General features: G+C 72.9%; 12 protein-coding genes. 3 read left to right on the top strand and 9 right to left on the bottom strand.

All coding sequences use genetic code 11. The annotated features are described in order from the left end of the window. Positions 1-109: 109 nt before the first annotated feature. Positions 110-667: a TetR/AcrR family transcriptional regulator gene (locus EIY87_RS12435; RefSeq protein ID WP_125307860.1), complete on the bottom strand. Its 558-nt coding sequence runs from the start codon at positions 665-667 to the stop codon at positions 110-112. Between the two features lie 124 nt (positions 668-791). On the opposite strand from EIY87_RS12435, the gene EIY87_RS12430 reads away from it, so the two are divergent. After that, positions 792-1,490: an alpha/beta fold hydrolase gene (locus EIY87_RS12430; protein ID WP_125307859.1), complete on the top strand. Its 699-nt coding sequence runs from the start codon at positions 792-794 to the stop codon at positions 1,488-1,490. Positions 1,491-1,493: 3 nt separating this feature from the next. Here the strand turns inward: EIY87_RS12430 and EIY87_RS12425 are convergent, their stop codons facing one another. Genes EIY87_RS12425 through EIY87_RS12395 form a run of 7 tightly spaced genes read right to left on the bottom strand, consistent with a single transcriptional unit; the run spans position 1,494 to position 8,137 of the window. Next, on the bottom strand, positions 1,494-2,450 hold the full coding sequence (locus EIY87_RS12425) for an NAD(P)H-dependent flavin oxidoreductase (protein ID WP_125307858.1): 957 nt from the start codon (positions 2,448-2,450) through the stop codon (positions 1,494-1,496). Beyond that, the gene (locus EIY87_RS12420; RefSeq protein ID WP_125307857.1) at positions 2,447-4,027 is read right to left on the bottom strand and encodes an AMP-binding protein; all 1,581 of its coding nucleotides are present in this window, start codon (positions 4,025-4,027) and stop codon (positions 2,447-2,449) included. Before EIY87_RS12420 ends, EIY87_RS12425 begins: the two co-directional genes overlap by 4 nt. Then, complete coding sequence (locus EIY87_RS12415) at positions 4,024-4,776, bottom strand: enoyl-CoA hydratase/isomerase family protein (protein WP_125307856.1); 753 nt, start codon at positions 4,774-4,776, stop codon at positions 4,024-4,026. Before EIY87_RS12415 ends, EIY87_RS12420 begins: the two co-directional genes overlap by 4 nt. Next, positions 4,773-5,963 carry a CaiB/BaiF CoA transferase family protein gene (locus tag EIY87_RS12410; RefSeq protein ID WP_125307855.1) on the bottom strand — a complete coding sequence of 397 codons (1,191 nt, stop codon included), beginning with the start codon at positions 5,961-5,963 and terminating at the stop codon, positions 4,773-4,775. Before EIY87_RS12410 ends, EIY87_RS12415 begins: the two co-directional genes overlap by 4 nt. Further along, entirely contained in the window at positions 5,960-6,679 is a 720-nt protein-coding gene (locus tag EIY87_RS12405; RefSeq protein WP_125307854.1) for an enoyl-CoA hydratase/isomerase family protein, read from the bottom strand. The genes EIY87_RS12410 and EIY87_RS12405 overlap by 4 nt, the downstream gene beginning before the upstream one ends. After that, positions 6,676-7,605 (bottom strand): hydroxymethylglutaryl-CoA lyase, encoded by a 930-nt coding sequence (locus EIY87_RS12400; RefSeq protein WP_125307853.1) that lies wholly within the window; start codon positions 7,603-7,605, stop codon positions 6,676-6,678. Before EIY87_RS12400 ends, EIY87_RS12405 begins: the two co-directional genes overlap by 4 nt. A 52-nt stretch (positions 7,606-7,657) precedes the next feature. Further along, on the bottom strand, positions 7,658-8,137 hold the full coding sequence (locus tag EIY87_RS12395) for a MarR family winged helix-turn-helix transcriptional regulator (RefSeq protein WP_125307852.1): 480 nt from the start codon (positions 8,135-8,137) through the stop codon (positions 7,658-7,660). 100 nt (positions 8,138-8,237) lie between these two features. Here EIY87_RS12395 and EIY87_RS12390 point away from each other — a divergent pair, with 100 nt between their 5' ends. After that, positions 8,238-9,578, top strand: a complete 1,341-nt coding sequence (locus tag EIY87_RS12390) for an MFS transporter (RefSeq protein WP_125307851.1) — start codon at positions 8,238-8,240, stop codon at positions 9,576-9,578. Here the strand turns inward: EIY87_RS12390 and EIY87_RS12385 are convergent. Next, positions 9,575-10,453: an RNA polymerase sigma-70 factor gene (locus EIY87_RS12385; protein ID WP_125307850.1), complete on the bottom strand. Its 879-nt coding sequence runs from the start codon at positions 10,451-10,453 to the stop codon at positions 9,575-9,577. The genes EIY87_RS12390 and EIY87_RS12385 overlap by 4 nt on opposite strands. Before the next feature lie 134 nt (positions 10,454-10,587). Here EIY87_RS12385 and EIY87_RS12380 point away from each other — a divergent pair, with 134 nt between their 5' ends. Further along, a complete protein-coding gene (locus tag EIY87_RS12380) occupies positions 10,588-11,061 on the top strand; it encodes a carboxymuconolactone decarboxylase family protein (protein WP_125307849.1) in 474 nt (157 codons plus the stop codon).

Genomic DNA, 11,061 nt, shown 5'->3' with positions numbered 1-11,061 from the left:
GGCCGACACATCCCGTCAAAGACCCAAGGGTCAGTCGTTCATAGGGTCAGACCCTGGCGGGAGGTGCTCACCCCCATCCTCTCTGTCGTTCATGACGTCCGGAGCGCGCTCAGGCGGGGAAGAACTCCTCCACCGCCCGGCGCAACGTCGCCCGCACCGTCTCCGCGTCATCCAGCTCGCCACCGTGCAGGGCCCCGTCGCGCAACAACACCAGCACCCGCGCCGCATGGCTCGGTTCCGGGTGGCCCAGCGCCGCCGCTTCGCCGCGCAGCACCTCGAAGAACCACTGGCGGTGGTCGTCGATCACCTTCCGGACCTGGGACTCCGGGTCCGGGTACTCCGCCGCCGCGTTGAGGAACTGGCAGCCTCGGAAGTCCTCGCCGCACGTCGCGTCGCCCACCACCGAAAGGGCCGCCGCCAGGGCTTCGCGTGGGGGTTTGCCCGCGCGGGCCGCGTCGACCGCCTCGCGGATGCGGTGGCTCGTCTCCGTCAGGTAGGCCGCGACCAGGTCGTCCTTCGTCGGGTAGTGCCGGTAGAACGTCGCCCGCGTCACCGACGCCTCCGAGACCAGGCGTTCCACGCCCACCGCGTGGATGCCCTCCGCGTAGAACAGCCGGGACGCGGTCGCGAGCAACCGGTCCTTCGGGTGCACCGAGGCAGACGTCATCCCGCCAGCATAGAGAAAGACTGGTCGTTCTGCCAGATCGGCTACGTCACATTGCGCGGCCCGGCGAATCGGAGCAGAGTTCGAGGGGCAGAAAGACTGATCGTTCTCTCTCAAGGAGCCCGCCATGAGCAAGCCCACCATCGTCCTGGTCCACGGCGCTTTCGCCGACTCCTCCAGCTGGACCGGCGTCGTGTCGAAGCTGCAGGAGAACGGCTATCCGGTCGTCGCGGTGGCGAACCCGCTCCGCGGCCTGGAGTCCGACGCGGCCTACGTCGCGGACGTCGTCAACGCCGTCGAAGGCCCCGTCGTCCTGGCCGGCCACTCCTACGGCGGCGCCCTGATCACCCGCGCCGCCACCGAGACGCCGAACGTCCGCGCCCTGGTCTACATCGCCGCGTTCCAGCCGGACGCGGGGGAGAGCGTCTTCGAGCTGTCCGGCCGCTACCCGGGCGCCAAGCTCGGCCCGGAGACCACCAACGTCCTGGTGCACAACGACGTCCCCGAGCTGTCGATCAAGCCGGAAGACTTCGCCGAGGTCTTCGCCGGCGACGTCCCCGCCGGGACCGCCGCCGTCCTGGCCGTCACCCAGCGGGCCGTCGCGCAGCAGGCGCTCGCCGCGCCGTTCGAGGGCACCCCGGCCTGGTCGAAGCTGCCCTCGTGGACGCTGATCGCCAACCAGGACAACGCCATCCCGGCCGCCGCGCAGGAGTTCATGGCCGAGCGCGCGAAGTCGACGGTCCGCCGGATCGACGCCTCGCACGCCGTCGCGGTGTCGCAGCCCGGTGTGGTCGCCGAGGTGATCCTGGCGGCCGCCGCCGAGTGACGCTCAGGTGATCGGCGGGAGTCCGGCGCGCGCCGTCCGGTACTCCCGCACGATCCGGGCCACGATCTCGGCCGCGGGCAGCACGGAGTCGACCAGCCCGGCCGACTGGCCCGCTTCGAGCTTCCCCTCGGCGACGTCGCCGTGCAGTGCGGCATCGCGCAAGGAAGCTGCCTGGAAAGTCTTGCGCCGCAGGTCTTCTTCGGCGCCGGACGCCTCCAGGGCCAGCATCCGCGCGGTGAAGTCGTTGTCCAGGGCACGGATCACGCCCAGGCCGTGTCCCACCGTGCGGGTGCCGTCCACCCCGGCCGCGACCACGGCCGCCTTGTACGCGTTGTGCACCGACGCCTCCGCGCTGGCCAGGAACCGCGTGCCGAACTGGGCCGCGCCCGCGCCGAGGGCGAGCACCGCCGCCAAGCCCGCGCCGTCGGCGATCCCGCCGGAGGCGATCACCGGCAGGTCGACCGCGCGGGCCACCGCCCGCACCAGCACCGACGTCGTCACCATCGCGGGCGGCGGGTGGCCGCCCGCCTCGGCGCCGACGACGACCAGGCCGTCGACCCCGGCGTCGGCCGCCTTGAGGGCGTGCGCGACCCCGGCCACGACGTGCAGGCAGCGCGTCCCGATCCCGTGGAACCGGTCCAGGTACCGCCGCGGACCGCCCTGCGACGCGATCAGCACCGGCGGCCGGTGCCGCAGCACCAGCTCGATCACCTCGTCGACGCCCGCGCGGTACAGCGGGAGGTTGACCGCCCACGGCCGGGACGTGCCCGCGGCCACCTCGGTCAGCACCCGGTCCAGGTCGGGCAGCCGCATCGGGCCCGCCGCGACCACGCCGAGGCCGCCCGCGTTCGAAACCGCCACCGGGAGCGCCGAAGACGACGACGCCCACGACATCCCCGCCTGCACGATCGGCAGGTCGATCCCCAGCAGCCCGGTGACGGACGTCGAGATGCGCGTCATGCCCGCTCCAGCAGGGAACGCGCGTGCGCGGCGAGCCGGTTCTTCTGCACCTTCGAGCTCGCGGTCATCCCGATCCCTTCGAAGCCCTCGACGATCCGCAGGTGCCGTGGCACCTTGAAGCCCGCCAGCCGTTCGCGCGCCCAGCCCAGCAGCTCCGCCTCGGAGACGCCGGGGCCGGTCACCACGACGAACGCGAACGGCACCTCGAGCAGCCGCGCGTCCGGCACGCCGACGACCGCCGCCTGCCGCACCATCGGGTGCCGGTGCAGGGTGTCTTCGATGTCGGCCGGGGCCACGTTCTCGCCGCCGACGCGGATGATGTCCTTGGTGCGGCCGGTGAAGTGGAACCGCCCGGTTTCGTCGAGCAGCCCGACGTCGCCGGTGGCGAGCCAGCCGTCGGCGTCGATCGTCTCGGCCGTCTTCACCGGGTCGTCGAGGTAGCCCGCCATCACGTTCCAGCCGCGCACCAGCACGGCACCGGGCTCGCCGGGCGCGCAGTCCCGGTCGCCGTCGAGGGCGCGGATCCGCACCTCGACGCCGGGTTCGACGGCCATCGCGCCGGACGCGCGGATCTCCTCGGGCTCCCACCACGCCGACTGCGCGACGTTCGGCGAAGCTTCCGAAAGCCCATAGCCCGCAACGCATTCACGCGCGCCCAGCTCGTCGATGACCCGCCGGATCACCGTCGGCGACGCGGCCACCCAAGCCCCGCGCAGGCACAGCTGCCGGGAAGGCCGGGAGGGGTGGTTGAGCAGGAGCAGCGCGATCGTGTCGTTGCCGGAGAAGTGCGTGCAGCGCTCGGTTTCCAGCAGCCGCAAGGCTTCTTCGGGTTCGAACTTCGGCATCGTCACCAGCGTCGTGGCGTGCTGGAGCGACGCCAGCACCGACAGCGTGCTGCCGGCGACGTGGAAGAACGGCCGCGCGGAGTGGAACCGGTCGCCGGGGCGCAGGCCCATCCGCGCGCCGGAGAAGAACGCGTCGGCGCACATGCTGCGGTGGGTCAGCAGGACGCCCTTCGGCCGGGACGTCGTGCCGGACGTGTACTGCACCAGCAGGATGTCCTCGGGCGCACCGGCGGGCGGCGGCACGTCCGAGCCGGCGGCGAGGAAGTCCGCCCACGACGAGGCGAACGCCGGCACGTCGTCGCCGAGCACGACCACCGACTCCAGCGCGGGGAGGGTCTCGACGCCGATCTCCCGCAGCATCGCGGCGAAGTCCACATTGAGCACCCGGGACGCGACGAACAGCGTCCGGACGCGGGCGTGTTCGAGGGTGTAGCGGACTTCGCCGGCGGTGAACCGGGTGTTGACCGGCACGGCGACCGCGCCCGCCGCCCCGATCGCCAGGAACAGCGCCACCCAGTCGGGCCCGTTGCCGAGGCAGATCCCGACGCGGTCGCCCCGCCCGATCCCGGCGGCGGCGAGCCCGGCGCGGACCCGTGAGACGCGGTCGGCCAGTTCGCCGTAGGTGACGCGTTCGGAGCCGGTGACGACGGCTTCGACGTCCGGTGCGAGCAGGGCCGCGCGGGCGAGGACTTCGTGCGTGGTGAGGGGGCAGGCGGTGCGCAGGTCGGTCATCGCGGTTCTCCGTTCCCGGCGGTGAAGCGGGCGACGCCGTCGCGCCAGCCGCCGTCGGCGAGGCACTGTTCGATCGCGGCCAGTTCGATCCGGATCCCGCGGTCGAGGTCGGTTTCCGCGCCGAGGTCGACCGCGCGCTTGGTGAGCGAAATGGCCAGCGGCGGCGCCTTCGCGATGCTCGCGGCGGTTTCGTCGCCGGCCGCGGCGAGGGCGTCCGCCGGGACGACCCGGGTGACGACGCCCAGCTCGGCGGCCTCTTCGGCGCCGAGCGCGCGGTTGGTGAACAGCAGCTCCTTGGCCCGGCGCTTGCCGATGGCGCGCTGCAGGCGCTGGGTCGCGCCGACGGTACCCCAGTGCGGCTCGGGGAACCGGAAGACCGTCCCCGAAGCGGCCAGCGCGAAGTCCGCGGCGAGGGTGATCTCCCCGCCGGAGCCGACGACCGCGCCCTGGACCAGGGCGACGACCGGCACCGGGCACGCCTCGATGGCGGCGTACGCGGCGAAGGAGGCGATCCGGCGGCGGCGCACCCACGCGGCGTCCTTGCCGGTGCGTTCCTTGAGGTCGGCGCCCGCGCAGAACACCGGCCCGCGCCCGCTCAGCAGCACCACCCGGACGTCGTCGCCGAGTGACTCGAAGGCCTCCCGCAGCTCGTGGCACATCGGCAGGTCCACGGCGTTGCGCGCCTCGGGCCGGGTCAGCTCGACCCGGGCGATCCCGTCGGTCACGCTCACCCGCACGCGCGCGGTCATCGGATCACCCCCGCGGCCCGCAGGCCCTCGATTTCGGCCGGGCCGAGGCCCAGGCCGGTCAGGACGTCGTCGGTGTCGGCGCCGAGCCGGGGCGGGGTGCCCACCGGCAACGGCGCGCCGCCCGTCTCCCGCAGGGGCGTCCGCAGCGCCGGGAACGTGCCCTCCGCCGGGTGGGTGAACTCGCCGACGACGCCGCGGGCGACGGCGTGCGGATCCGCGAGCGCCTCCCGCACCGAGCGGACCGCGCCCGCCGGGACGTCGGCCGCGCGCAGCTCCTTCACGAGCGCGTCCCGATCGTGCCGGGCGATCGCTCCGCGCAGCGCCTTCATCACCCGCGCCCGCTGCTCGACGCGGCCGGAGTTGTTCCGCAGCAAGGGATCCGCGGCCAGGTCGTCGAGCCCGAGCACCGTGCACAGTGGACCCCAGTGCTGGTCGCTGCCGCTGATGTGCAGCCATTCCCCGTCCCCGGCCTGGAACGCTGCCGACGGCACGCGGCCCGGGTGCTCGGTGCCGGTCCGCACCGGGTCCTCGCCGAGCGCGAACAGCCGCGCCGCGTTGAGCGCGTGCAGGCTCAATTGGACGTCCATCATGGACACGTCGAGGTGGCGCCCCTGCCCGGTCGCCGCGCGCCCGGCCAGTCCGGAAAGGACGGCGATGACCACCCAGAGCCCGGAAGTCAGGTCCGCCACCGGGATCCCGGTCTTCGACGGCGGACCGTCCGGCTCGCCGGTCATCGCCATCACGCCGGACAGCGCCTGGAACACGGTGTCGTAGCCCTTGCGGTCGCGGTCCGGGCCGGTCTGCCCGAAGCCGGTCGCGGACACGTAGACCAGCCCGGGGTTCGCGGCGGAGAGGTCCGCGTACCCGAGGCCGAGGCGGTCCAGCGCGCCGGGCAGGAAGTTCTCCACGACGACGTCGGCCTCGGCCGCCAGCCGCCGCGCGACCTCCTGGCCGCGGGGGTCCTTGAGGTCCAGGGTCACGGACTTCTTGCCCCGGTTGAAGGCGAAGAAGTACGCGCTTTCGCCGTGCGGCAGGCGGGGTTCGAAGCCGCGGGTCTCGTCGCCCGAGCCCGGGCGCTCGACCTTGACGACGGTCGCGCCCAGCTCGGCGAGGATCTGCGTGGCCAGGGGAGCGGCGAGGACGCGGGAGAAGTCGAGGACGGTGACGCCGGTCAGCGGGCCGGTCATGCGCGGAACCCCCGCATCAGCGCGTTGACGTCCTGCCCGGCACGCATCGCGGCATCGGTCGGCAGGTCGGCGACGCGGTAGAAGAGGTCCTTCGCGGCGGCGATCGCCCGCGGCTCGACCTTCGCCCAGTGCTCGGCGACCTCCAGCGCGGCGGGCAGGATCTCCTCGGGCGCGACGACCCGGTTGACCAGGCCGTGCTCGAACGCCTCGGCCGCGGTGAGCAGGCGCCCGGTGCTGACCAGCTCGAACGCGAGCTTGCGGCCGAGGTGGTGGACGAGCCCGGTCATCACCAGCGCCGGGACGATCGAGTGCTTCAGCTCGGGGTAGCCGAACTTGAGGTCGGACCCCGCGACGACCATGTCCGCGCCGAGGGCGAGTCCGGCGCCGCCGCCGACGGCCGCCCCGCGGACCGCGGCGACCACCGGGATCCGCAGCTGCCGCGCCTGCACCTGTAGCTTCGCGGTCAGCGCGGCGCGTTCCAGGACGGCGTCGGCGTGCTCCGGCGTCAGCTCCGAGAATTCGCCGAGGTCGGCACCCGCGCAGAAGCCGCGGCCGGCGCCGGTGAGCACCAGCGCGCGGACGTCCCGGTCGGCGTCGGCCGCGGTGAAGGCTTCGCTGAGGTCGCGGGTGAGGGCGGTGTTCAACGCGTTGAGCTTCTCGGGCCGGTTCAGCGTCAGGACGCGGACGGCGCCGTGGTCCTCGGCGATGACGGTCACGGGTTCTCCTGGTTCGGGGTCGGGGTGAAGCCGGCACGCGCCACCATGCTGTGCAGCGGACGGCCGAGCGCCGCTTCGCAGGCGGCGGACGCCTTGGCGAGCAGGTCGAGGTCGATCCCGGTCTCGACGCCCATCGCGGCGAACAGGCCGACCAGGTCCTCGGTGCAGACGTTGCCCGTCAGCCCGGCGCCGTAGGAGATCGCCGACGGGTGGCCGCCGACGCCGCCCATCGCGGTGTCGAAGTTCCGGCAGCCGGCGTCGAGCGCCGCGACGGCGTTGGCGATGCCGGTGCCGCGGGTGTTGTGGAAGTGCGCGACCACCGGCACGTTCGAGTCCAGGCGCTTGAAGAGCGCGCGGACCGACGGCGGGGTCGCGACGCCGGTGGTGTCGCCCAAGGTGACGAGGTCGGCGCCCAGGTTGGCGAAGCGCGCGACGTCCTCGGCGACGCGGCCGGGGTCGACCGCGCCCTCGAACGGGCAGCCGAACGCCACCGAGACGACGCCGACCAGCTTGAACCGGCCGCCGGCCAGCTCGACCATCTCGGTGACGCGCTCCCACTGCCCGGCTCTCGACGTGCGCAGGTTGCGTTCGGTGTGGCTTTCGGTGGCCGAGACCAGCAGGCTCAGCTCGTCGGCGCCGTGCCCGGCGTCGAGGTCGGCCAGCGCGCGCCGCACCGCGCGCGGGTTGGGGCAGGTCGCCTTGAACCCGACGCCGGGGCGGCGCCGGATCCGCGCCAGGACGTCGGAGACGTCCGAGAAACCGGGCACCCGCTCCGGGTGGCTGTAGCTGGTCGCTTCGATGCGCCGGAACCCCGCGTCCGCGAAGGAATCGAGCAGCGCGACCTTGGTCTCGGTCGGCACGAACTCCGGCTCGTGCTGCAGCCCGTCGCGGGCGAAGCACTCGCAGAGCGTGACGGCGTCGGACATCGGGCCACCTTTCGTTCAGTGGCTCCAGATCTACGCGGCTGTGTTGACAAAGTCAACAGGAGTGGGCGCGCTCACGTTCCTCGACGGCCAGCGCCAGGTCGGCCAGCTTGTCGAGCGCGCCGCTCAGCGTCGCCGCCTCTTCGGGGGTCAGCGCGGCGAGGAACTCGGCGTCGCGCTCGTTGGCCGCGGTGATCAGGCCCCGGTAGGCCCGGGTGCCCTCGGTGGTCAGCGCCAGCTGCGAGGTGCGGCCCGAGCCGGCCGTCCGGTCCACTAGGCCGCGCTCGGTCAGGCGGCTGACTACGCGGCTCATCTGCGCTTTGTCGAGCCCGGCGCGGCGAGCCAGCCGGTTCAGGGTGAGGGTGGGGTCGGCGGCGATGAGCGAAATCGCCCGCCATTCGCCGAGGCTGACGTCGAACTCCCGCCGGTAGCGCAGCGCGGCGCTGCGCGACATCGCCGACGACGTGCGGGAGAGCCGGTAGGAGAGGAGTCCCGTAATGGGCACGAGGTCTCGGCCGTCCACGCGTTCCGCCATGCCGGTCATCGTAGCCGTTACCGACCGAGTGTTGACAAACTCAACACTGGATGCCGACACTGCTGCCGCACGCCCCGCCTGACGAAGGAGTCGAGTAGCGATGGCCGAACAGCCCGCCGTCACCGGACGGCCCCCCGCGGTGGGTGACGCCGGACGCGCGTCGACCTACCGGACCATCGCCCTGCGGGTCATGCCGCTGCTCGTGGTCTGCTACGTGGTCAGCTTCATCGACCGGACGAACATCGGCATCGCGCAGCAGGGCCTCAAGCGCGACCTCGGCTTCGGCTCGGCGGTCTACGGCCTCGGCGTCACGCTGTTCTTCGTCGGGTTCATCCTCTTCGAGGTCCCGAGCAACGCGCTGCTGGCCAGGATCGGTGCCCGCAAGACGCTGGTCCGGATCATGGCGACCTGGGGCGTGGTCACGATCGCGACCCTGTTCGTCCAGGACGAGCTGACGTTCTACCTCGCGCGGTTCCTGCTCGGCGTGGCCGAAGCGGGCTTCTTCCCGGGCGCGCTCTACCTGCTGTCGCGGTGGTTCCCGTCTGCGCGCCGGACGCGGATGACCGCGGTGTTCTTCATCGGCGTCCCGGTCTCCGGGGTGCTCGGCTCGCTCGTCTCCGGCTGGATCATGCACGCGCTCGGCGGCGTCGCCGGCCTGGCCGACTGGCAGTGGCTGTTCCTCATCGAAGGCATCCCGCCGATCCTGCTCGCCGTCGCGGTCGCGTTCTTCCTCGCCGACGGGCCGCAGCAGGCGAAGTGGCTGACGCCGGCGCAGAAGACGCTCGTCGAGGCCGACCTGGCGGCCGAGCGGACCGCGAAGCAGGACTCGGCGTCCCACCGCGGCGGCATGCTCTCGGCGTTGCGCGACCCGAAGGTCTGGATCCTCGGCCTGTGCGCCTGCGGGGCCTACACGCTGGCCAACGCCGTCTCGTACTGGACGCCGCGGATCATCGCCGAGGCCGGCGTCGGCGACGTGCTGAACCTCGGCTTCTTCTCGGCGATCCCGCCGCTGCTCGGCATCGCGGTGATGCTGCTGGTCGGCCGCCACTCCGACCGGACACTGGAGCGCCGCTGGCACGCGGCGGTCAGCTGGCTGGTGGCGGCCGCGGCGATGCTCGCGCTCGCGTTCTCCGGCGGCAGCGTCCTGGTGGTGGTCGTCCTGCTCGCGGTGATGGCGGCGGCGCACTACTCGGGCCTGACGGTGTTCTACTCGATCCCGTCGATCTACCTGAGCGACCGCGCCGCGGCGACCGGCATCGCGGTGGTGACGTCGATGGGCTCGTTCGCGGCCGCGGCTTCGCCGTCCCTGCTGGGCTTCATCCAGTCGGCGACCGGCAGCCTGTCACTGGGCCTGGTGATCAGCGCGGGCATCGTGCTGGTGGCGGTCGGCGTGCTGCTCGTCGGGGTGAAGGCGGGGGACCTCAAGGAGCAGCACCGCTAGCGGCGCAGCGGGGTCTCGTCGTCCAGGCGGGACAGTTTCGCCGGGTTCCGCACCGCGTACAGGCCCGTGACGAGGCCGTCGTCCACGCGCAGCGCGAGCACCGTGTCGACCTCGCCGCCCCGGCGCAGGATCAGGGCCGGGTGGCCGTTGACCTGCGCCGGGGTCAGCGTCCCGGTCGCGAAGGTGCCGATCCCCGCGGTGAGCAGGCGGGCCACCGCGGCCGCGCCCGTCACCGGGGCCGTCACCGCCTGGACGACGCCGCCGCCGTCGCCGAGGAACACCACGTCCGGGGCCAGGATGTCCAGCAGCTGCCGGAGGTCGCCGGTCTCGACCGCGTGCCGGAACGCCTCGAGCGCGTCCCGGGACGTCGTGGCGGAGACCCGGCCGCGCGGCCGGCGGGCGGCGACGTGCGAACGGGCGCGGTGCGCGATCTGGCGGACCGCCGGCGCGCTCTTGCCGACGGCTTCGGCGATCTCGTCGTAGCCGACGTCGAACACCTCGCGCAGCACGAACACCGCGCGCTCGGCCGGCGTCAGCGTTTCGAGGACCAGCAGCATCGCCATCGAGACGCTGTCGGCGAGTTCGACGTCTTCGGCGACGTCGGGCGCGGTCAGCAGCGGCTCCGGCAGCCACGGGCCGACGTAGGACTCCTTGCGCCGGGCCTGCGTCCGCAGCCGCATCAGGGCCTGGCGGGTCGTGACGCGCACCAGGTAGGCGCGCCGGTCGCGCACCTCGGCCAGGTCCACACCCGTCCAGCGCAGCCACGTCTCCTGCAGCACGTCTTCGGCGTCGGCCGCCGACCCCAGCAGCTGGTAGGCGACGGTGAACAGCAGGTTCCGGTGGGCGAGGAACGCCTCGGTGGCGGGGTCGGCCATCGGCTCCTCCTTTCGTCCGCTTTCCCACCCGATGCTCGGCGGGCCCGCGCTGTGACCGTGACGGTCGTCACTGTCACGAGTCCGGGGTGGCCCGGCATCTCCTGGCCGTCCGGTTCCGACGGAAGGACGAGATCATGGAACCCCGTTTCACCCTGACCGACAACGAGATCGGCGCCAAGTTCGCCAAGCGGTTCGGCACCGCGAGCCTGGCGATCATCCAGTCGCCGCTGCCGAAGATCACCCAGGAGCTGGTGTCGCTGCGCGTCAGCCAGATCAACGGCTGCGGCTGGTGCGTCGACATCCACACGAAGGAGCTCGCCGCCGCGGGCGAGGATTCGGTGCGGATCAACCTGGTCGCCGCCTGGCGCGAAGCCACCGTGTTCACCGAGGCCGAGCAGGCGGCGCTGGCGCTGGCCGAGGAGGGCACCCGGATCGCCGACGCGCACCCCGGCGTCTCCGACGACACCTGGGAGCGGGTGCGCAAGCACTACGACGACGACCGGACGGCCGCGCTGGTCGCACTGGTCGCGCAGATGAACTCGGCCAACCGGCTGGCCGTGATCGTGCACCAGAAGGGCGGCTCGTACGCGCCCGGCATGTTCGGCTGA

The sequence above is a fragment of the Amycolatopsis eburnea genome, from assembly GCF_003937945.1.
In the GTDB taxonomy this organism is placed as follows: Bacteria; Actinomycetota; Actinomycetes; order Mycobacteriales; family Pseudonocardiaceae; genus Amycolatopsis; species Amycolatopsis eburnea.
The sequence above is the reverse complement of the archived record's forward strand: the minus strand, read 5'-3'. Positions and strand labels throughout refer to the sequence as shown.

What these genes read in the sequence shown, in the direction of transcription:
- EIY87_RS12435 (WP_125307860.1), bottom strand. Translation starts at nt 667, where the DNA reads ATGACGTCTGCCTCGGTGCACCCGAAGGACCGGTTGCTCGCGACCGCG.
- EIY87_RS12430 (WP_125307859.1), top strand. Translation starts at nt 792, where the DNA reads ATGAGCAAGCCCACCATCGTCCTGGTCCACGGCGCTTTCGCCGACTCC.
- EIY87_RS12425 (WP_125307858.1), bottom strand. Translation starts at nt 2,450, where the DNA reads ATGACGCGCATCTCGACGTCCGTCACCGGGCTGCTGGGGATCGACCTG.
- EIY87_RS12420 (WP_125307857.1), bottom strand. Translation starts at nt 4,027, where the DNA reads ATGACCGACCTGCGCACCGCCTGCCCCCTCACCACGCACGAAGTCCTC.
- EIY87_RS12415 (WP_125307856.1), bottom strand. Translation starts at nt 4,776, where the DNA reads ATGACCGCGCGCGTGCGGGTGAGCGTGACCGACGGGATCGCCCGGGTC.
- EIY87_RS12410 (WP_125307855.1), bottom strand. Translation starts at nt 5,963, where the DNA reads ATGACCGGCCCGCTGACCGGCGTCACCGTCCTCGACTTCTCCCGCGTC.
- EIY87_RS12400 (WP_125307853.1), bottom strand. Translation starts at nt 7,605, where the DNA reads ATGTCCGACGCCGTCACGCTCTGCGAGTGCTTCGCCCGCGACGGGCTG.
- EIY87_RS12395 (WP_125307852.1), bottom strand. Translation starts at nt 8,137, where the DNA reads ATGGCGGAACGCGTGGACGGCCGAGACCTCGTGCCCATTACGGGACTC.
- EIY87_RS12390 (WP_125307851.1), top strand. Translation starts at nt 8,238, where the DNA reads ATGGCCGAACAGCCCGCCGTCACCGGACGGCCCCCCGCGGTGGGTGAC.
- EIY87_RS12385 (WP_125307850.1), bottom strand. Translation starts at nt 10,453, where the DNA reads ATGGCCGACCCCGCCACCGAGGCGTTCCTCGCCCACCGGAACCTGCTG.
- EIY87_RS12380 (WP_125307849.1), top strand. Translation starts at nt 10,588, where the DNA reads ATGGAACCCCGTTTCACCCTGACCGACAACGAGATCGGCGCCAAGTTC.